A 24,539-nucleotide genomic window follows, 5' to 3' on the forward strand; every position below is an offset into this window, starting at 1 on the left:
TCACCACTGCTCCATCACCCTTTCGATCACCGGGCCGACCTCCGACAGTGCGTGGGGATGACTCAACTCGAGATGACGCGCATCGACCACCTTGTTGTAGACCTCACCGGTGACATAGACACGCCACTGCTTCGCGAGTTCCTCGTGGTCCGAGTGGTCCTTCCCTGCGGTGAAGAAGATCAGATCTCCGTCGAAAACGTCGGGCCGGTAATCATCGGCGATGTGACTCGCGGTCTCGAAGCTCGCCATCACCCGATCGACCTGTTCCGCGGTGAACAGCCCGGTGCCGGTTACCTGATCGCGGATGACGGTCCATGCTTGATCGTAGGTGTCGGCTTGCGCTTCGTCTCCGAGGCCGAACAACTCTCGCCAGCCGCCGAGCAGGTCTGCCATCAGCTGCCCCGGCGCCGGTTCTTCCACCACTGCGGGCGAAGCAATCGGCTCCTCCGGGGTGGCGAGTGCGCTATCCAGTACGGCCAGCATCCCGACCGGTTCACCGTCGCACCGAAGTCGCGCCGCCATGGCATGCGCGATTTGCCCACCCAGTGACCAACCGAGCAGATGGTATGGCCCGTTGGGCTGAACACGGCGAATCTCGGCCACATAGCGGTCGGCCAGTTCTTCCACCGACTCGGCCGGTGGTTCGCTCGCCACTACGTGGGGGTCCTGCAATCCGTAGACCGGTCGATCACTGTCGAGATATTCGAGCAGGCCACCGTAGAACCAGGCCAGGCCGCCGGCGGGGTGCACAGCGAACAGCGCGGGTTTCGTTCCGTGCGCACGCAGTGGAAGCAACACGTCCAGGCCGGAGCCACCGCCCGTCGCCTCGTCGGCCCTGCGCGCCAGCACCTTCGGCGTCGCGTCGTCGAACATCCACGGCAACGCGATCGTCACACCACGCGCTCGCAGCTCGGTGACCACCATCGTGGCCAGCAGCGAATTGCCGCCCAGATCGAAGAACCCATCCGATACGCCGACCCGCTGTACTCCCAGCACTTTCGAATAGACGTCACTGATCAGCTTCTCCGTTCGAGTGCGCGGCGCCACGAATTCGTCGGCCGACACGTCGAAATCGGGGGCGGGCAACGCCTTTCGATCGAGCTTGCCGTTGACCGTCAACGGCAGATCCGGCAGAACCATGACCGCCGAGGGCACCATGTAGCCGGTCAGGACCTGCGCAGCGACCTCTCGGACTTCGCCCGGTTCGATCGACTGCCCGTCGACGCCCACGACGTAACCGATCAGCTGATCCACGCCGCGCTCGTGGCGGTGCACTGCCACAGCGGCCCGCGTCACGCACGGATGCCTCAGCAGCGCCGCTTCCACCTCACCCGGTTCGATCCGATAACCGCGCAGCTGGACCTGCGCGTCGGCACGCCCGGCATACGTCAGCTCTAGACCACTCGTGGAGTTGCGCCACCGGCCGACATCTCCGGATCGATACAACCGGGCGCCACTCGGATCGAACGGGTTCGCCACGAATCGGCCCGCGGTCAGCGCCGGAGCCCCCAGGTAGCCGCGCGCGAGTTGCTCACCGGCTACATAGATCTCCCCGGCGACACCGATCGGCACCGGCTGCAACCGGGAGTCGAGTACGTACACCTTCAAGCCCGGCAGCGGCGATCCGATCCCGACCTCACCCGCCCCATCGATTGCGGTCGACGTCACATGCACAGTCGTCTCGGTGATTCCGTACATGTTGACCAATCGCGGCGATTCCGGGGCATGAGCCACGAACCAGCCGGCCAACCGTGACGTATCCAATTCCTCACCGCCGAATACGACGTATCGCAAGGCGAGATCACCGGCTCCGCAATCGGATTCGCGGTAGGAGCGCTCTGCATCGGCGAACCCGTAGAACGCCGAAGGAGTCTGGCTCAGGACCGTCACGCGCTCTCGTGCCACGAGGTCGACCATCGCCTGCGGGGACCGGGACGTGTCGTAGTCGACAACGACCACCCTGCCACCGGACAGCAGCGCACCCCACATTTCCCACACCGCGAAATCGAAGGCATACGAATGGAACAGCGTCCACACATCCTCGGGACCGAAGTCGAATCGCTCGGCCGCATGGGTGAACAAAGTGACCGCGTCACGATGGCTGACCGCCACTCCCTTGGGGCGGCCCGTGGATCCCGAGGTGTAGATCACGTAGGCGAGATTGTCCGGCCGCGGCTTCGGCACGACCGCATCGCGACAGGTCGCGATCGCTCCCACACAATCCTCGGCAATTATCAGCGGTACTGGGTATTCCGGAATCGCCGCAGCCATATCCGCCGAGGTCAACACCGCCGCCGGAGCGGCGTCGTCCAGTATGAACCGCAATCGTTCGAGCGGGTAAGCCACATCCAACGGCAGATAGCCGGCACCCGCCCGCACTACCGCGAGCAGGCCGACGACCAGTTCGACAGAGCGCGGCAGCGCCACCGCCACCAGCGATTCCGGTCCCACTCCCTGCTCGGCCAACCGTGCGGCCACGTCACCGGCGCGCCGATCGAGCTCCGCATAGGTCAGCTGTGTGACGCCGTCGGTCACGGCGACCGCGTCCGGCTGCGCCGTTACCCGCTCGACGAACAGCTCCGCCAGCGTCGTGTCCGCGACCGGGACGCCCGGCTGCCCTGCCGCGCTGAGCAATTCGCGCCGCTGCATCGGACCGACGATGTCGATATCGCCGACCGGCACCGCCGGATTCGTGGTCGCCTCCTCCAGCGTCCGCACGAACGCCTGCGCGAACCGAGTCATCGTCTCCTCGACGAAAAGATCGGTGGCGAAGGTCAATCGACCCACCATGCCGGCGGGAAGCCCCGCCTCGTCCAACTGCTCGACCAGCTTCACGGCCAGGTCCGCCTGTGCCTGATCGAAGCCGCCCTCCACCGGCTCGATGGTGAGCCCCGGCAGTTCCAGCGCGGCCCTGCTCAGGTTCTGCACATCGAGCGTGACCTGGTAGAGCGGCAGATGTGCGGTCGACCGGGGCGGATTCAGCATCTCCACGACGTGCTCGAAGGGCACCTCCGCGTGTGCGAAGGCAGCAAGGTCCGTATCACGCGTCGCGGCCAGCAATTCGGCGAAGGGTTGATTCGGCGACACCCGCGATCGCAACACGAGGGTATTCACGAACATCCCGATCAGATCGTCGAGCTCACGCTCCCCGCGGCCGGCGACCGGGGTGCCTATCGCGATATCGTCGACGCCCGCCAGCCTGGACAGCAGGACGGTCAACGCGGCGTGCAGAACCATGAAGGCCGTCGCATTCGACGCGCGTGCGACGGCGTCGATGCGGGTGTGCAATGCGACGGGCAGCTCGAAATCTATTGCGCGGCCGCGCATCGACGCCACCGGCGGCCGGGGCAGATCGGTCGGCAACTCGAGCAGGTCGGGCAGCCCGTCGAGGGTGTGCTTCCAGAACCGCAACTGCCGGGAGGCGACCGAGTCCGGGTCGCTCTCATCGCCGAGGAATTCACGCTGCCACAGCGCGTAGTCCGCGTACTGGACCGGAAGGGCCGGCCATGTCGGCTCCGTCCCTTGCCGAGTCGCCTCGTACGCCACAGCGACATCCCGCGCCAGCGGCATCATCGATTGCCCATCGGCACAGATGTGGTGCACACAGACGACCAGGACGTGGTCACGGTCGTCGACAGCGAACAGTTCGATCCGCACCGGTGGCGCCTGTCGCACATCGAAACCGCTCGATACAGCTGCGACCATGCGCTCCATCAGATGCCGTTCCTCGATCCGGACGGGCGTGAGGGCCGGTACGACCTGGTCGCCATCGACGGCGACCTGGTGGGGCATGTCGTCGGCCACCGGGAACTTGGTCCGCAGCGCCTCGTGCCGGTCGACGACCAATCCGCACGCGCGCCGCAGTGCGTCGAGATCGAGTTCTCCCCGCAACCGGACCACCAGCGGGATGTTGTACGCGCCGACCGAGGTGTCGAACTGGTTGAGGAACCACATCCGTTGCTGCGCCGGTGACAGCGGCACGAGCGCCTGCCGAGGTCGCGGAATCAGCGGCTTCCGAACGTGCCGGTCGTAAGTCGCCGTGCGAGCGGCGAGCTCGGCAACCGTCGCCGCTTCGAACAGATCCCGGACACCGATGCGCACCCCGAGGGCCGCGCTCAACCGCGCGGTCACTCGCGTCGCCGACAGCGAATCTCCACCGAGGTCGAAGAAGTTGTCCACTGCCCCTACTCGGTCGACGTTCAACACCTCCCCGAACACCTCCGCTACGCGACGCTCGGCGTCGGTGCGTGGGGCGACCCACTCCTTGAGGCCCGTGAATGCCGGCGTGGGAAGCGCCCGGCGGTCGAGTTTGCCGGTGGTGGTGAGGGGCAATTCGGCGAGCGTCACGAACACGTCGGGCACCATGTGCGCGGGCAGCCGCAACCGCGCGGCGGCCCGCACATCGTCCGGGTCCACCCCCTCGGCGGCGACGAGATAACCGACGAGCCGGTCCATGCCGCGTTCGTCCTTTCGCAGCGCGACACCCGCCCGCTCGATCCCGGGACAGCCGGCCAGGACGGACTCGATCTCGCCGAGTTCGATCCGTTGCCCGCGAATCTTGACCTGGAAATCGCGGCGGCCGAGATATTCGAGCGTGTGCTGCGGTGTCCAGCGGGCCAGGTCGCCGGTGCGGTACATCCGTGAACCTGCCGCAGCGAAGGGATCAGCCACGAACGCGGCAGCGGTCGCCGCGGACCGGTTCACGTAGCCACGAGCCAGCTGTACGCCGGCGAGGTACAACTCCCCCACCACCCCGACCGGCACCGGCCGCAACCACGCGTCCAGCACGACTGCCTCCACACCGCGCATCGGAGCGCCGATCGTCACCGCGTCACCGGGATACAACTCGCCCATTGCGGCCAGGATCGTGGTTTCGGTAGGTCCGTATCCGTTCAGCAACCGACGTCCGGGCGCCCACACCGCCACGGTCTCGGCCGTGACCGCCTCGCCACCGGCGGCCAGCACCCGCAACGAGTCCAGTCCGGTGGGCGACATCGTCGCCAGCACACTCGGAGTCAGGAAGGCATGCGAAACTCGCTGCGCCGCCATGAGTTCCCGCAGCGCCTCGCCGGCGAACAGCTCCGGCGGCGGCACCACCAGCGTCGCGGCATTGCTGTGTGCCAGCAGCACCTCGAGCACCATCACGTCGAAGCCGGGAGCGGCGCCGAGCAGCACCCGCGCCCCGCTGTCGACACCGAAGCGATCACGTTGTACCGCTGCGAAATTCGCCAGTCCCTCATGGGTGACCGCCACCCCCTTCGGTATTCCCGTCGAGCCCGAGGTGTAGATCACGTATGCCGCATCCCGGATATGGGGGGAGCGTGTGCGTTCTGCCGTGGTCACGGCGGCCGCCGGGCGCGAGGCGATGGTTTCGGCGGTGTCCGGGTCGTCGAGAACCAGCACGCGCACCGCATCGGGAAGCAATCGCCGGGAGGCCGAGTCCGTGATCGCCACTCGCACAGCGGAGTCTGCGATCATGTGCCCGACTCGCTCGGCCGGATTCCGAGTATCGACCGGCACGAAAGCCGCACCCGCTTTGGTCACCGCCCACAACGCGACGACGAACTCCACCGACCGCGGCATGACCAGCGCGACCTGATCTCCAGGGCCTACACCCCAGCCGATCAAGTGTCGCGCGATCCGGTTCGACCAGGTGTCCAGCTCCCGATAGGACACGGTGCGGTCACCCGAAACTATCGCTGTGGCAATGGATTCGGCGGCCGAGCCCGCTGCGAGCAGCTCCGCCATCAGGCGCGGCGCTTCGGCGTTGCCGCCCGAAGCGGGTACCAGCTCGCGACGCTCGCGCGCGGACAACAGGTCGATCGCGCCGAGCGGCGTACGCGGATGGGTCGTGACCGCGCGCAGCACTGCCTCGACACGTGCGGCAAGACCAGCCGCCGTGACGTCGTCGATACGGGACCGCTGGTACCGGACCCGAACATGCAATTCGTCGGTGTGATGCGCTTGCACCGTGATCGGGTAGTGCGTGGCGTCGCTGCCTTCCGCCGAGACCACCCGCATCCCGTCGATGTCGGCGCCACCCATGCCGCTGCTGTCGACCGGATAGGACTCGAAGACGACCAGTGTGTCGAACAGTTGAGTGCCGCCCGCGGCCGCCATGATCTGCGACAGTTCGACGTAGTGGTGTTCGAGCAGACCGGTGTTCTCGGCCTGCAACCGATTCAGCGCGTCCTCGACGGTCAGGTTCCGGCCCACGTCGGCGACGACCGGAATCGTGTTGATGAACAGGCCGATCATCGACTCGACGTTCGGCAGGTCGGCGGGCCGGCCGGAGACCGTGCTGCCGAATACGACGCGTTCGACACCGAGCAGATTGCCCAGTACCAGCGCCCAGGCGAACTGCACGATCGTCGCCATCGTCACCGCTCGGGCTCGGGCGAATTCCACCAACTCGGCCGTGACAGTGTGATCGAGCACGATCGCCAGATCGAGCGGGATGTCGGTGGTCGCCGCCGAGTGTGGATCGGCGACCAGTGTGGGCTCACCGATGCCGGACAGCGCATCTCGCCACGCCGCGATACTGGTGGACCACTCGCGCCGGTCCAGCCAGTCGAGGTAGTCGCGGTACGACGCGACGTCGGGCAACAGTTCCGCCCGGGTGTCCACCGCGTACAGGCCGATCAGCTCACGCCACAACAGCGGCAAGGACCAACCGTCCACCAGGAGGTGATGCGCCGTCAACACCAGCCGGAAGTCCTGCGGCCCGACGACGATGAACAAGAATCGCAGCAGCGGTGGGTCGGCCGGATCGAATGTGGCCGTCCGTTCGGCGGCGAGCAGGTCACCCAATTGCTCTGCGCCGGTGGTCAACTCGATTCTGCGCCAGCCGGCAGTGGTGTGGGCTGGCACGATCTGCGCGGGCACGCCCTCGGCGGTGCGGGTGAAAGCGGCTCGCAGGTTGGGGTACCGCTCGAGCAGGGCGTTCGCAGAACGCTCGAGCCGGTTCTCGTCGACGACGCCGGCCAGGGCGACCACCGATTGAGCTGTGTAGACGTCGAGCTGGCCGGTTGCGAGTTCGGCGTGGAACAGCAACCCCGCCTGCAGCGGCGCCAGCGACCATATGTCGGTCAGCGCACCGTACCGGTCGGCGAATGCGTCCAGGTCGGGCTGGGTGAGGTCGACGAGCGGGACGTCGGCTCGGGAGAGACCCCAGTCGGGGTTCGCGCAGGCCGCCTCGGCGATCGCGGTCACGGCGTCGACCCATTCGTCGACGAGTTCGGCGACGTCGTCGTGCTCGAGCAACCGCGAGGCGTAGCCGATGTGCGCCGACAGCTCGGGTCCGGCCGCAGTGTCCGCGATATTCACGTCGATCGTCAGCACGGCTGCGGCGGGCATATCCGGATCGAATGCGGCCCGCCGGTCGAACTGTTCATCGGTCGGCACCCATGCCAGGTCCGACAAGGACGTGAGATCGACGCCGGCGCGGCCGAGATTGTTGTAGCTGATCTGCGGCTCCGGCGAGACTGCGAGCCGGTCGGCGGTGTCGGCGTTCGTATAGCGCAGCAGACCGTATCCGATGCCCTTGTCCGGGATCGCGCGCAACTGATCCTTCACGGACTTGACCGCCGCGCGCGGATCCGCGAGTGCGATTCCGCTCAGGTCGAGGGCAGCCGGGTACGCGTTGGTGAACCACCCCACGGTGCGGGAGAGGTCGGCGCCCGCAGCGATCTGCTCTTCACGTCCGTGGCCCTCCAACAGGACTTTCACGCCCTGGTGGGTGACACCGCGCCGCTTGCGCCAGCGTGTCACCGCCACGGCCAGAGCGGCGAGCAGAGCATCGTCGATGCTGCCGCGAACGGCACGGGGGACCGCATCGAGCAACACCGAGGTGCGCTCTGCCGGAATGGACACTGCCACATGCCGCACGGTCGACTGAGTATCGACTGCGGGATCCAATGCCGCACGGCCGAGCAGCGGATCGGCGGCCGCACTCATCCGATGCCACAGTTCGAATTCACCGGCGCGATCCTCGGCGGCAGCGCCCAGCGCGTGCGCCCACCGGCGCATGGACGTGCCCTGCGCCGGCAGCTCCACCGCTTGCCCGTGTGTGACCTGTTGCCAGGCGGCCACGAAGTCGGGAATCAGGATGCGCCACGACACCCCGTCGACCGCCAGGTGGTGAATCACGATGAGGGCCCGGGCCTCGGCATCGACACCCGGTTCGGGAACCAGGCACACGACCTGCAGCATCCGGCCCGTGGCCGGATCCAGGCCGTCGGACGCGGCAGCCAGCGCCGCTTCCACCACGGCCGTGAAACCGTCGCTGCCCGGCGCCTCGCCGGCACGGAATGTGCGGGTTAGAACCGACCCCGCCGCGTCAGCGGCGGACTCCGGCAGCACCTCCAGCCGTCGTTCACGCAACCGCGAGCGCAGCATGTCGTGCCGTTGAAGAACCGCCTGCACGGTCGCGGTCACGTCGTCGACTCGCACGTCACCGGGCAACCGCACCACCATCGATTGCGCGAACCGATCGGCTGCCGCGAGTCGGTCGACGAACCACGACACGATCGGCGTGAAGGGGACCTCTCCCACTCCGCCCTCGGGCAGCTCCGCGAGCGATGTCCGTTCGGAAGCCGCCGCAACCTGCGCCAGTCCGCGAACGGTCTTGCGCTCGAAGATGTCCCGGGCGGTCACGACGACACCTGCGGACTTGAGCCGCGACGCCAGCTGGATCGACATGATGGAGTCACCGCCGAGCGCGAAGAACGATGTTCCCGCGCCGACCGACGCGATGCCGAGAACATCGGCGAAGGCAGCCGCGATAGTGCGTTCCAGGTCGGTCGCCAACGTCGGCACATCGTCTTCCCCGAGCTCGAAGACGGGCTCCGGCAGCGCTTTCCGGTCCACCTTGCCGGTCGAGGCGAGCGGCATGCGGTCGAGCACCGTGACGACCGCCGGCACCATGTGGGCAGGCAAGGCGGCAGCGACATGGTCGAGCACCGCAGTCGGTTCGAGGTCCGCCGCAGGGGCGGTCACGATGTAGGCGGCGAGAATCGGTTGCCCACCGGGACCGGTTCGGTGCACGGTCACGGCGGAGACCACCCCGGGGTGCGCAAGCAGTGCGGCGTCGATTTCGCCGAGTTCGATGCGCTGGCCCCGAATCTTGACCTGGAAGTCGATGCGGCCGACGTATTCCAGCGCACCGCGCGCGGTCCAGCGGACCATGTCGCCGGTGCGGTACATCCGCGAACCCGGTTCCCCATAAGGATTCGCCACGAACGCAGCCGCCGTCGCCACGGACCGATTCAGGTAACCGCGCGCCAATTGAGCGCCCGAAAGGTAGAGCTCCCCTTCCACTCCGACCGGCACCGGCCGCAACCGCGCGTCCAAGACCACGGCCTGCGCACCCCGGATGGGCCCGCCGATCGTGATCACGTCCCCGAGCTGCACCGGATCGCTCATCGTGATGACGATCGTTGTTTCCGTCGGCCCGTAGATGTTGTGCAAACGCCGGCCCGGTGCCCAGGCGGCGACCACATCCGTCGCCACCATCTCCCCGCCGACCGCCAGCATCCGCACGCACTCGAGGCCGGCGGGCGACATCGTCGCCAGCACGCTCGGTGTCAGGAACGCATGCGATACCTGGTGCGTCCTGATCAGCTCGGCCAGCTCCGAACCGCCGAACACCTCCGATGGCGATACGACCAACGCCGCACCGGCGGCGTGCGCCATCAACGCCTCGAGCAGGACCGCGTCGAAGGCAGGCGCGGCCACTTGCAGCACCCGCGAGGTGCTGTCCACCCGGTACCGATCACGCTGCTCGGTCGCGAAGCCCGCCAGTCCTTCGTGTGTGACGACAACGCCCTTCGGCTTTCCCGTCGACCCGGAGGTGTAGACCACGTAGGCCGCGTCGCGAATCTGCAAGGCGCGCGGGCGATCCGCGTCCGTGACGGCGTGCTGCGGACGCGAGGCGATATCGGCGGCCGAACGCGGATCATCGAGGATCAGCCAGCGGACACCGTCCGGCAACGACATGCGTGCTGCCTCGATCGTGATCCCGATCTCGACACCGGAATCGTTGACCATATGCCCGATGCGCTCGGTGGGGTACCGCAGATCCACCGGTACGAATGCGGCGCCGGTCTTCGCGATCGCCCACATGGCGATGTGGTAGTCGACCGACCGGGGCACGACAAGGGCGACGAATGCACCCGGTCCGACGTCCTGGGCCAGCAGATGAGCGGCGAGCTGGTTCGACCGCCGGTCGAGCTCCCCGTAGGTGAGGGTCTGCCCGTCTCCGATCAGCGCGATCGCGAAGGGGTTCGCGACCGCGGCCGACGCGAGCAGTACGGGAAGCAGGCACGGCGTGGTCGTGCCGGCGCCACGTGCGGGAAGCAGGCGTTGCGCCTCCTCGGCACTCAGCAATCCGATGTCGCCCACCTGCCGGGTCGGATCGGCCGTGACCGCTTCGAGTACGCGAACGAACCGCTCTGCGAACGATGCTACGGTCGACTCGACGAAAAGATCTGTGGCGTAGACGATCTCGACACCGATACCGGCGGGCCGCTCATCCTCGACGCGTTCGGTCGCCAGCACGGTGAGGTCGGTTTTGGCCTGTGCCACGCCGGGATCGAGGAGTTCGACAGCGACACCGGACAACTCGAACCGGGCCGGGCGCATGTTCTGCAGCCCGAACATCACCTGGAACAACGGTGTATACGCGGTCGACCGGGGGCGCTCCAGGGCGTCGACCAGTCGTTCATAGGGCACGTCGGCGTGCGCGAGCGCCTCCACATCGGTCTGGCGCACCTCCGACAGAAATTCGCGGAACGACCGGTCCTCACGTACTCGCGTGCGCAACACGACGGTGTTGACGAACATGCCGACCAGATCGTCCAGCGCCTGGTCGCCGCGCCCGGCAACCGGGGTGCCGACACAAATGTCGTCGCTGTGCGCGGTGCGAGCCAGCAGGATCGCCAGTGCCGCATGGAGCACCACGAACACGGTGACGCCTTCGCGGTGCGCCAGTCGCACCACAGCGTCGTGCAGCCGCGGCGGCACCGCGACGTCGATGCTGCCGCCGGCCGTCGACACAGTGGCCGGCCGGGGCCGATCGGTCGGTAGGTCGAGCATTTCCGGGGCGTCATCGAGAACATCGCTCCAGTAGGCGATCTGCCGCGCCGACAACGACGCCGGATCGTCCTCGGCGCCCAGCATGTCGCGCTGCCACAGCGCGTAGTCGGCGTACTGCACTTTCAACGGTTCCCATTGCGGCACAAGCCCGTTCACACGTGCTTCGTAGGCGGCGAAGATGTCGCCGGCCAGTGGCGCCATCGAGGAGCCGTCAGCGGCGATGTGATGAGCCACGAGCACGATCACGTGCTCTTCGGCGCCGATGCGGTACAGCCGTGCACGCACGGGCGCCGAGTGCGCGATGTCGAAACCCGCCCCCGAGGCCCGGCGGATCCGGTCGGTCAGCTCGAACTCGCCGGCGACCGTTTCGGGAACAAGCGCCAGTTCCGCCGCCATGGCGGACACGTCGTGCACCACCTGGCACGGCTCGCCGTCGACGGCGGGATACGTCGTCCGCAGCGGCTCGTGCCGGGCCACCACGTCGAGCAGCGCCGCCTGCAGCGCAGCGACGTCCAGGGCACCGGTCAATCGCGCCGCGAAAAAGATGTTGTACGCCGCCGACACGGTGTCGAACTGATTGAGGAACCACATCCGTCGCTGGGCCGCCGCCAGCGGCACGATCGTCGGCCGTGTCCGTGGTGCGAGGGGAATCGCCGTGGAATCGGTGCGCCGGGCGAGGTGCTCGGCGAGTCGTGCGATCGTCGGCTCGTCGAAGATGTCACGGATGCCGGCCTCGACACCGAGGGCCGCCTGGGCCCGCGCCGCTATCTGCGCGGCCGAGAGCGAGTTGACACCGATCTCGAACAAGTTCGCCGTCACGCTCACGCGATCGGCTCCCGTGACCTGCGCGACGATATTCGCGAGTACCGTTTCGCGGCCGGTTCGAGGTGGCACGATTTCCTCGCCATCGTCGAATGTCGGCTGCGGCAACGCGGCTCGATCGAGCTTGCCGTTCGCGGTGAGCGGCATCGAGTCGAGCACTTCCACCGCGGCCGGAACCAGGTACGGCGGCAGCGAGCGAGTGAGCTGGTCGCGAATCGCTCGACCGTTGGTTGTCGCGCCCGGCGCCGGCGTCACGTATCCGACGATCCGATCCGAGGTGGCGACAACGACCGCACGAGCCACCTCCGGCAGTGCGGACAGCGCGGCTTCGATGTCACCGGGTTCGACCCGCTGTCCGCGGACCTTCACCTGGAAGTCGCTGCGGCCCAGGAATTCCAGCTCGCCGGCCTTCGTCCACCGGACCAGATCGCCGGTGCGGTACAGCCGCTCCCCCGGGTCACCGAACGGGTTCGCGACGAAGGCCGCGCACGTGAGAGCGGAACGAGCGTGATAACCCCGCGCCAGCTGTACACCCGAGACGTACAGATCGCCGACGACCCCGATAGGCACCTGCCGCAGCCGCGCATCGAGCACATGAACCCGCATACCGGCGACGGGTGTACCGATCGGAACCGTCGCGCGGGGCGTCACGCCGGGCAGGCACCGCCGGGAGGTGACGACCTCTGCCTCTGCGGGGCCGTACCAGTTCACCAGATCCGCGTTTACGAAAACCTGCGCCGCAGCGTCGACTGTGCGCTGTGCCAGCGCCTCTCCCGCGACGAATACCCGCCGCACGGACGACATCTGCCGGGAACCCGTGGATTCGAGCAGCACGTCGAGCATCGACGGGACGAAGTGCACCGTGCCGACCTGATGGCGCGCGATGACATCGGCGATGTACGCCGGATCGCGATGTCCGTCCGGCGCGGCGATCACGAGCCGCGCGCCGGTCTGCAAGGGCCAGAACAATTCCCAGACCGCGATATCGAACGTGATCGGAGTCTTGTGCAGCACCACGTCGGCCGTGCTGTGCGGCCACTGCTGCTGTGCCCACGCCAGCTGACTCACAGTCGCTGCGTGAGTGAGGGCGACTCCCTTCGGGACACCGGTGGAGCCGGAGGTGAACAAGACGTAGGCACAGTGTCCCGCCTCGAGCGGCGCGCGCCGCTGGGCGTCGGTGATCGGGCTGTCGGGCATACCCCTCAGGTCCAGTCGATCGATCCGCACACAGTCGAATTCATCCGGCAGTTCGGCGCCGTCGGACGTGGTGGTGAGCAGCACCAGCGGCTGTGCCGCGTCCAGCACACGCGCGATACGCGCACTCGGATGATCCGGATCGATCGGAAGGAACGCGGCGCCCGACTTCACCACGGCGTACACAGCCGTCACGAGCTCGGCGGAGCGGCGCACGGCCACTGCCACAACGGTTTCGGGCTCCGCGCCGCGGGCGATGAGCCATCCGGCCAGACGATTGACGCGGGCGTCGAAATCCCGGTAGGTCAACACGTCACCGTCCGGAAGGACGATCGCCGGAGCGTCGGGCGTGCGCGCTACCTGTTCGTCGAAGGCATCGACAAGGGTCCGGCCCGTCACGACGGCGCCGCCGGTGTCGTTCCACCGTTCCAGTAGCTTCCGGTCGGCGGCACCGAGCAGATCGATCCGATCGACGGTCGTGCCGGCATCGGATGCCGCGACATCGAGTACGTGCACGAACTGCTCGGCGAAGCGTCGCACGGAGTCTTCGTCGAACAGATCTGTGGCGTATGTCATGCGCAATCGCATGCCGCCCGGCTCGTTGTGTGTGCCGTGGTCCTCGGTCATCATGAGCAGCAAGTCGTAGATCGCGGCGCTGTCGCCGGGGTCGACGCTCTCGGCAGTGAGACCGGGAAGTTCGACCCGTGCCCGCGCCATGTTCTGGTAAGCGAGCATCACCTGGAACAACGGGGTGTGCGCCGTCGATCGTGGCGGATTCAGCGCATCGACGAGCTGCTCGAACGGAACATCGGCATGGTCGTATGCCTCGATGTCGGTGCGCCGCACGTCGTGGAGCAGGCTCATGAATGTCTGATCGTGCGTGATGCGGGTGCGCATGACCAACGTATTGACGAACATCCCGACCAGATCGTCCAGCGACCGGTCGCCGCGCCCGGCGTGGGGCACACCGATGGTGACGTCGTCGCTGCCGGACAGTTTCGACAGCACGATGGCCAGCGCGGTGTGCACCACCATGAAGGTCGTGGCCCCGGCTCGGCGCGCCAGCGACTCCACCCGCCCGTGCAGCTCAGCGGAGATCGCGACGTGGGTCACCGCTCCGCGTTGTGTCTGCTCGATCGGCCGCGGCCGATCGGTCGGCAGCTCCAGCAGATCGGGGATGCCCGCCAGTCGAGTTCGCCAGTAGGCGATGTCGCGGGCGAGGTACGAGTCCGGATCGTCCACCGAGCCGAGCACCTCGCGCTGCCACAGCGCGTAATCGGCGAATTGGAGGGGCAACGGCGCCCATTCCGGCGCGATGCCGCTGGACCGCGCCCGGTAGGCGGTGACGATATCGGTGGCCAGGGGCGCCACCGAATAGCCGTCGCAACTGATGTGATGGACAGCCATCGCGATCGTCCAGGTGGTGTCCGACAGCTGAAACAGCGCGACGCGCAACGGTACCCGCTGCGAAACATCGAATCCGATGCCCGAGAATTCGGCCAGCCGCTGCGCCAGCTCGCGCTCGCCGATCGGCTGAGGCGTGAGATCGCACGTGGCGAGCACGTCGGCCGCATCCAGCACAACTTGAGCCGCCGTACCGTCGACTGCCGGGTATACCGTGCGCAAGCTCTCGTGCCGCTCGATGACGTCGCCGACGGCCGCTGCCAGCGCATCGATATCGAGGACGCCTTCGAGCCGAATTGCCAGCGGCACAACGTATCCCGCCGATTCGGGATCGAATTGGTTGAGCAACCACATCCGATTCTGCGCCTGCGACAGCGGAAGGCGATCCGGCCGGGAGCGCCGGGTCGGCGCGGGAAGGCCCGGTACCGCGCGCAAATGCCCGATACGCTCGGCGAGGTCGGCCACAGTCGATGCCGCGAAGATCATGTGCACCGGTATGGATACGTCGAGAATATGGCCGATGCGGCTCAATGCGCGCGTCGCGAGCAGCGAATTGCCGCCCAGGTCGAAGAAGCTGTCGTCGGCGCCGACCGCCGGCAGCTCGAGAAGCTCGCCGAAGACCCCGGCGATGGCTTGTTGGACAAGGCCTTTCGGCTCCCGGGACTCGCACGGGTGGGTGCCCGCTTCCGGTACGGGCAATGCCCTGAAATCGACCTTGCCGTTCGCCGTGAGCGGGATCGAGTCGACCCGTACCACCGGTGTCGGCACCATGTAGGCGGGCAATCGCTGCAGCAGGAAACTTCGCACCTGCCTGACGTCGAGCGCGGGTTCGGCCACCACGTAGGCGACCAACCGCTGCTCGCCGCCGTCGGTGCGTACCTGCGCGACGGCGCCGTGTACCTGCTCGTGGGCGAGTAACGCCGCTTCGACGTCACCGAGTTCGATCCGCAGCCCGCGAATCTTGACCTGAGAGTCCGCGCGACCGACGTACCGGATATCTCCGCCCTCGTCCCAGCGGACCAGGTCGCCGGTGCGATACAGGCGGCCGCCGGCGGCACCGGCGAACGGATCGGCAACGAACGTCGCCGCCGTCAGACCCGGCCGTCGGTGATAGCCGCGCGCCAATTGGATTCCGCCCAGGTACAACTCGCCGGTCACCCCGGGGGGAACCGGACGCAGCCGCGAATCCAGCACGTGGACGACCACGTTGGCTTCGGGAGCTCCGATCGGCACCGCGACGGCATCGAAATCTTCGATCCGGTGGGCGGTCACGCTCACCGCGGCCTCGGTCGGCCCGTACAGGTTGTCGATGCGCGCGTCGCTGAGATTGCGGAACCGGCGGACGGTGTCGGCCGGGAGCGCCTCGCCGATGCACAGCACACGACGCAGGTCGGGGAACACGCCGGGAGTGGCCACGTCGGCGAAGGCCGAGAGCAACGACGGGACGAAGTCCACGGTCGTCACCCGGTACTCCGCCATCAGCCGGGCCACGGCAGCGGGGTCGGCGTGCGCGTCAGGACCCGCGACAACCAGCGACGCGCCGCACGTCAACGCCGAGAAGAGCTCCCAGATCGACAGATCGAACGTGAACGGCGTCCGCAGCAGCATGACGTCGTCGCCGCCCAGCCGGTAGTGATCGCGCATCCACCGGAGTTGGTTCACGACCGCGGCGTGCGGAATGGCGACCCCCTTCGGCACGCCCGTCGACCCGGATGTGTAGATGACATAGGCCAGATGGTCCGCACGCAACGGCCGGGTCCGGTCGGCGTCGGTCACCGGCGCTCCGTCGATGTGGGCGGTCTCGAACTCTTCGAGCGTCCACCCCGCAACGTCGTCGGGCAAAGTCACCGTGTCGGCGCGACGGGTGAGGACCGCGCTCGGCCGTGCGGCGGTGAGCACGGCCCGCAGACGGTCGATCGGATGATCCGGATCCAGGGGCAAATAGGCCGCGCCGGCCGCGTGGATCGCATACAGGGTGGTCAGCAGTTCGACGGAGCGCCGCATCGCCACTGCCACAACGGTTTCCGGGCCGATCCCGCGTGCGATCAGCGCGCGGGCGAGCGAATTCACTCGCGCAGCGAACTCACCGTAGGTGAGTCGATCCCCGGTCTCGGCGGCCAGAACCGCCGTGTGCTCCGGCGTCGCCGCCGCCTGCGCCGCGAACATCTGCGCGATCGTCGAACTCGTATGGCGGACGGTCTCCCCGGTCGAACGTGCGGTGAGTACGCGTGCCTCGTGTGCCGACAGCAGATCGATGTCGCCGACGGCCCGGGCAGGATCGGCGACGACCGCGCGCAGGAGCGACAGGTAGCGCTCGAACATCGTGGTGATCGTCGTCTCGTCGAACAGGTCTGCGGCGTACCCGAATTCGACTGTCATTTCGCCCGGCTCACCAGCGGGTCCGAGAGTGTCGACGAGGTTCAGATGCAGGTCGTATTTGGCCACGCTCGGGTCGGGCATATGAGCCGAAACCGTCAGGCCGTCGAACGTCACCGTGGGGATGTCGATGTTCTGGAACGAGAATCCGACCTGGGTCAACGGCGCGTGGGCCGTTGTGCGCTGCGGGTTCAGCACCTCCACGAGGCGTTCGAACGGGATATCGGCATTCTCGAAGGCGGCCAGATCGGTGGCCCGGACCTGTTCCAGAATCCGGGTGAAGGACGCATCGGGCTCGATGCGCGTCCGCAACACCAGTGTGTTGACGAACATACCGATCAGACCGTCGAGTCCCGGCTCTCCACGGCCTGCGATGGGCGTACCCACTGCGATGTCATCGGTTCCCGACAGTCGCGCCAGCAGCGCCGCGAACGCGGCGTGCGTCACCATGAACACCGTGGTGTCGTGGCGGCGGGCCAGCCCGGCCAGGTCACGATGCAGGTCGGCCGGCACTGTCGTCGACACCGTCGCGCCGCGGAACGATTGCTGTACCGGTCGCGGACGGTCGGTGGGCAGGTCGAGCACCTCGGGCAGATCGGCGAGAGTTGCCTGCCAGTACGCGATCTGGGCCACGGTGGCACTGTGTGGGTTGTCTTCGGTACCCAGCAGCTGACGTTGCCACAAGGCGTAATCCGCGTACTGCACGGGCAACGGCGCCCATTGCGGAGCCTGCTGCCGAGTGCGGGCTCGGTAGGCGGTCGTCAAGTCGGCGGCGAGAGGGGCGAGCGATGAACCGTCGATACTGATGTGATGAACCACGAGAACCAAGGTGTGCTCGTCGGTTGCAGTGCGCAGCAGCGTGATTCGGCAGGGCACGGTGGAGGTGACGTCGAACCCGGCCGCAACTTCGGCTGCGATCCGGGCCTCTACTTCCTCCGCCGCGACGGGCACCGGAGCCAGCGTCGGCAGAACGGCATCCACCGGGACGATCACCTGGTGCGGGCCGCTTTCGCTGTCCGGGTAGACGGTACGAAGGGACTCGTGCCGGTCGAGCACATCCGCGATCGCGGCGTGTATGGCGCTCACGTCCAGGGTTCCCGACATGCGCACGACCAGCGGAACGTTGTATACCGCAGAGCCGGTGTCGAATCGGTTGAGGAACCACATGCGGGTCTGGGCGGGTGACAGCGGGATTCGGTCCGGACGCTGCTGTGGCTCGAGCGGTGCTCGTCGGCCCGCCTCGGCGGTGCGCAGGCGCTCCGCCAACGCCATGACGGTGTCCGCCTCGAACAGGGCGCGCAGTGGTACGTCGACGCCGAACGCACTGCTCAAGCGGGCCGCGGCACGGGTAGCCGACAGCGAATTGCCGCCGAGATCGAAGAAGCTGTCCAAGGCACCGACTTGCTCGATGCCCAGAACTTCCGCGAAGACATCCGCGACGCTCTGCTCGGCCGCGTTGCGTGGTGCGACGAACTCGGTGGTCGTCGCGGCGAAGACCGGTTCCGGCAGCGCCGCTCGATCGATTTTGCCCACCGACGACAGCGGCAGCGTGTCGAGCACTATCACCGTCTCGGGCACCATGTGCGAGGGCAAGCGCTGCGCGACATGGTTCAACAGTTCCGCTGTGTCGATATCGGCTCCGGCGGGGACCACGTAGCCGGCCAGTCGAGTGCCGCCGTCGGTCGCAACTCCTACGGCGACCGCTGCCGCGACGCGGGGATGTCCGGACAGAACGGATTCGATTTCACCGAGTTCGATCCGCTGGCCGCGGATCTTGACCTGGAAATCGGTGCGTCCGACATATTCCAGCGTGTGCTCCGGTGTCCAGCGGGCGAGATCGCCGACGCGGTACATGCGTGTGCCCGGCGCGCCGAACGGATTCGCGACGAACGACGCGGCCGTCCGGGCGGGCCGATTGAGATATCCGCGAGCCAGCTGGATGCCGGCGACGTACAACTCTCCGGTCACCCCGACCGGCACCGGCCGCAATGACGCGTCCAGCACCACAGCCTCTACTCCACGGATCGGACCACCGATCGTCACGAGGTCGCCGACACACAACGGATCACTGATCGCGACCATGATCGTGGTCTCGGTCGGTCCGTACCCGTTGAACAGCTGTCGTCCCGGCGCCCATACCGCCACGGTTTCCGGGGACACGGCCTCTCCGCCGGCCACCAGCACCTGCAGCGAATCCAGTCCGGCGGGCGACATCGTCGCCAGCACGCTCGGTGTCAGGAACGCGTGGGAAACCTGGTGTGTCCGAATCAGTTCCGCCAGCTCACGGCCGGCGAACACATCCGGGGGCGAGATCACCAGCAGGGCGCCGTTGGTGTGCGCCATCAACAGCTCCAGCATCACCGCGTCGAAACCGGGCGCGGCCACCTGCAGCACGCGCGACCTCGAATCGGCCCGGTAGCGCTCACGCTGTTCGGCCGCGAAATTCGCCAGGCCCGCGTGGGTGACCGCCACGCCCTTCGGTGTGCCTGTCGATCCCGAGGTGTAGATCACGTATGCCGTATCCGCGGCTCGGCAGGGGCGCATCCGGTCTGCGTCCGTGACGGTGGCGGCCGATCGTGTCGCGATCGACGCCTGCGTGTCCGGATCGTCGAGAACCAGCGCTCGAACCGCGGTCGGGAGCAGGTTGCGCGAATTGTCGACGGTGATCGCGATCCGCACGCCGGAGTCCGCGATCATGTGTGCGACACGTTCTGCCGGGTTGCGAGGATCGACCGGAACGAACGCGGCACCCGCTTTGGTCGTCGCCCACAGTCCGACCACGAATTCGACCGACCGAGCCATCATCAACGCGACGTGATCGCCCGGGCCCACGCCCTCCTGGATCAACACTCGCGCAAGACGATTCGACCACTCGTCCAATCGGCCGTAGGACACCGAGTGCGCACCGGACACAATCGCAGGCGCATCGGGATCTCCGCCCAGCAAGTTCGCCAGCACCGACGGTTCGGCGCCGGCGCCTCCCGACGCGGGCACCAGCTGCATCCGCTCGAGCCTCGACAACAACTCCACATCACCGACCTGCGCCCCCGGGTTCGATACGAAGGCATCGAGAATACGGTTCAGCCGCGCGGCGAGCTCCTCGATCGTGCCCCGGTCGAACAGGTCTGTCGCGTAATTGATTCGCAGACCAACGTCGCCGCCGGCAGCCGAGTTCTCGGCCACCGTGACGATGAGGTCCACCTTTGCCGGCTCGGGCCCCGGATCCAGGATCTCGACGGTGAGTTCAGGAAGCTCCAGTCTCGGCCGGTCCATGTTCTCGAAGGCCAGATAGACCTGACACAATGGGGCATACGCCGACGAATGTGCCGGACCGAGTTTCTCCACGATGCGTTCGAACGGCAGATCGCGGTAGGCGAAGGCGTCGACGTCGACATCTTTGACCCGCGCCAGGAATGCGGTGAGTGATTCGTCGTCGCGCACCTCGGTGCGCAGCGGCACCGTATTGACGAACATTCCGATGAGCGGCTCGAGCGCGCGTTCACCTCGGCCCGCGACCGGCGTCCCGATGGTGATGTCCGAGGAGCCCGACAGTCGGGCAAGCAATACGGCCAGTGCGGCATGAACGACCATGAAGGTCGTGACATTCGCGGTGTGCGCCAACCGCTCGATCTCGGCGAAGATCTGAGCCGGGATCACCGTGTGCGCGACGTCGCCGCGCAGGGATCGGCGGCTGGGACGCGGGCGATCGGCGGGGAGTTCCAGCACCGGCGGCATGCCCGCCAGTCGCTGTGTCCAGTAACCCAACTGCCGTGCCGCCAGCGAGTTCGGATCGTTCTCGTCGCCGAGCAGTTCCCGATGCCAGACGCTGTAGTCGGCGTACTGCACCGTCAACGGCTGCCAGTCCGGAGTCTTCTCCTCCGACCTCGCGCTGTATGCGGCTGCTACATCGGCGGCGAGCGGTCGCAGAGATGAACCGTCGCAGCAAATATGGTGCAGCACAAGGACAAGGACGTGGCACCGCCGGTCGCCGGTCGCAAACAGCGCGCACCTGATCGGCGGACCGAGGCGCACATCGGTCCCGGCCGAGGCCAGCTCACGAATCCGGTTCGCGATCTCGTCGGGGTCGGTCGGCCTCGGCGTCAGATCGAGCTCGGCGACGACGTCCTCGGCCGGCAGAACGGCCTGTGTCCCCGTACCGTCCACGGCCGGGTAAAAAGTGCGCAGTGACTCGTGCCGGTCGATCACGTCGGTCAGGGCGGCACGCAGTGCCGCGGTGTCGAGACGTCCGGTCAGTTGCATCACCAACGGAATGTTGTATGCGGCAGAAGCCGGATCGGCTTGGTTGACCAGCCACATTCTGTTCTGCGCGGGCGCCAGCGGAACCGGCCCGGACCGCCGCGCCGGGCTCAGCACCGGCCGGCGCGCGTGGTGGCCGGCCTCGATATGCGCGGCGAGTTCGGCGACCGTCGGTTTACCGAACAGGTCGCGGACCGACACATCGCGTCGGGTCACCTCAGCGATGCGCACGGCCGCGCTGGTCGCGGTGAGCGAATTGCCGCCGAGTTCGAAGAAACTGTCCGACACGCCAACCCGCTCCAGGCCGAGAACCTCGGCGAAGACGTCTGCGATCGACTCTTCGACAGCGGTGCGCGGCGCGACGTACGCTGCGGCCGAATCGAATACCGGATCCGGCAGCGCACGGTGGTCCACCTTGCCGTTGACCGTGAGCGGCAAAGCCGCCAATACGACGATGCCCGCGGGGACCATGTATTCCGGCAGCCGCGCACCGACATGTGCGCGAAGGGACTCGGCCTCGCAGATGGCGTCGTCGGCCGGCACGACATAGGCGACCAGCCGAGCCGCCTCCGTGCCCGGACGGTGTACGACGACGACGGCCGCCGACACCGCGCTGTGACTCAACAGTGAGTTACGGATTTCGTCCAGCTCGATCCGGAACCCGCGCAGTTGCACCTGCTGGTCGGCTCGGCCACGATATTCCAACTCGCCGTTGTGGTTTCGTCGTGCTACGTCACCGCTGCGGTACAGGCGCTCGCCCGGCTTCCCGAACGGATTCGCGACGAAGCGTCCGGCGGTCAACGCAGGGCGGTTCAGGTAACCGCGCGCGAGTTGAGCGCCTGCGACGTAGATCTCGCCCCACGCGCCGAGCGGGACCGGGCGAAGACGCTCGTCCAGGACGAATGTTCGCAGACCCGGCAACGCCGGCCCGATCGCGCTCGGCGCGCCCGGCGCGGCGATGTCGCGTGTGAGGCCGAGGTAGGTGACGAAGACCGTGGTTTCGGTGATCCCGTAACTGTTGGCCAGCACAGGCGAATTCGGGTTGTGCTCGTACCAGTCGGCCAACCCCGCCGGATCCAGCGCCTCGCCCGAGAGGATGACCAATCGAAGCGATAGCGCACCGTCCGGCGACCCTGCGGTGGCGTAGCGCTGCCGGGCGGCTGCGAACTGGAGGAACGCCGAAGGCGTCTGGTTGAAAACGGTCACCTTCTCACGGACCGCGAGCCGCACGACATCGTCGGGCGAACGCGTGGTGAGGCTGTCGACGATGACGACTCGGCCTCCGGTGACCAGAGCGCCGAATATTTCCCACACCGAGTAGTCGAACGCGAACGAGTGGAAGAACGTCCAGACGTCCTCGGCGCCCACTCCGATCTCGGCACACGTATTCACCAGGTAGGTGGCGACGGCGCGATGGGATATCGAGACTCCCTTCGGACGGCCGGTCGATCCGGACGTGTAGATGACGTAGGCGACGTGGTCGGAACGCAGTGCGCCGGTGCGCTCGGCATCGGTGATCGGAGCCGAGCGGTCGCCGGGTTCTAGACAGGTATCGTCGTCGAAGAGAACCACGCGCCCGGGGTCACCCGGAATATGCTCGCGCATACCCTGATTCGTCACGATGACGATCGGGTCGGCGTCGTTCAACACATATTCGAGCCGGTCGGTCGGGTGAGCTACGTCCAACGGCAGGTATCCGGCGCCCGACTTCAGTACGGCCAGGACGACGACGATGAGATCGACATTCCGCGGCATGGCGATGGCCACGAGAGTCTCCGGCCTTACGCCGAGGGCGATGAGCCTGCGCGCGAACCGTGTGGACGACTCGTCCAGTTCGCGATAGGTGAGGGCTGTCGCGCCGGAACTGACAGCCACCGCGGAGGGGCTGGCGGCAGCCTGCCGGGCCAGGAGGTCCACCAGAGTCTCGCCGGGCGATTCTCCGTGGCGGCCGGCGAGTTCCCCTACGATTCGCAGCTTTTCGCCGGGGTCGACGAGTGGGACGTCGACAATGGCGGTACCCGCCGGCGACTCGATCATCCGGTGCAGGAATGCGATGAATCGGTGCGCATGCAGTTCGAGCTCATCCTGGTCGTACAGGTTGGCGTTGCCGTGCAATTCGATCAGCAGCGGCGCCTCGGCGCCGGGCCGATACAGGTTCAGCTGCAGGTCGTCGAGCACCCCGGACGTCAAGGCACGGTAGCGGCCCTCCGCTGACCCGAGGCGAATCTCGGAGTCGAAGAAGAGCACATTGACGATCGGCCCGAACGAACTCGCCGCCGCGTCCAGCGCATTCGAGTCCCGGCGCAGGTCCTCGAATCGGTAGAGCTGATGCCGCATCGCCGAGACGAGTTCGGACACCGAGGCGCCGACCAGCTCCTCGACGGTAGTTGTCGCGTTCACACTGAACCGGATCGGCACCATGTTCGCCAACATGGCGGCGGCATTGCGCAGTTTCATCGTCACGCGCCCGCTCACCGGCATCGACAGCACCACATCGTCGGTCCGTGTCATCCGGGCGAGAAACGCCGCGAATGCGGCGATCACCACTTGGGCGGCGGAGGCTTTCAGGTCGTCGGCGAAACGGTCGAGCCGGTCGGACAACTGCGAGGGGAGCTGCCGGCCGACTACACGGTCGTCCTTGCTCCAGCGTGCGGTGCGGCCCGACAGGCTTGCCGGCGTCGGAAGATCCGCGACCTTGTCGAGCCAATACGACTTGTCCGTCTCGAACCGAGAGCTGGCGCGGTAGGTCTGTTCCGTCTCGATGATGTCCCGCAACTTGGCTGCCACCAACTTCTTGGGCGGCCTGTTCTCGAGTATCGCGTTGTAATGTTCGGCTATTCGGGTGATGAGATTGAACGCACCGTAACCGTCGATCACCAGATGATGAGCACGCGCGTACCACAGGTGCCGGTCCTCGGAGATCCGGATGAGCCGTGTCACCGCGAGCTGATCACGGCTCAGGTCGGCGACCTTGGTGTTGTAGTCGCGGCGCATCCACTCCATCGCCGCTTCGAATGGATCGTCCTCGGCACTGAAATCCAGCACGGGCTCGTCGTAGACGATGCTGCGGTCGACGAATTGGTATGGGCGACCGTCGGATTCGACCACCCGCACCACCGGAGACTCGATCTCGAGCGCGGCGCGGTTGACCGCCAGGGCGAACACGTCGGCATCTATCGGGCCTTCGAGATCGACGTACTGCGCGATGTTGACGGCCGGTCCGCCCGGCATGCTGTCCGCGAACCACATACCGTGCTGCGCCCTCGAGAGCGGAATCAGATCCAGTTCGTCGGCGGTTCCGGTTGACTTCAGATTCATCGTGTCATCCCTCGCTCAGACTCGCGGGCATTGCGGCACAACGGAGCCACGCCGTACCACCTATCCGAAATGTG

Annotated in this window: 1 protein-coding gene; it reads right to left on the reverse strand. The window is 67.1% G+C overall.

What is annotated here, in order from left to right:
• Complete coding sequence (locus C5E41_RS07725) at nucleotides 1-24,465, reverse strand: non-ribosomal peptide synthetase (protein ID WP_104375172.1); 24,465 nt, start codon at nucleotides 24,463-24,465, stop codon at nucleotides 1-3.
• Nucleotides 24,466-24,539: the final 74 nt, after the last annotated feature.

This window comes from Nocardia nova, from assembly GCF_002933465.1.
Lineage (GTDB): Bacteria > Actinomycetota > Actinomycetes > Mycobacteriales > Mycobacteriaceae > Nocardia > Nocardia nova_B.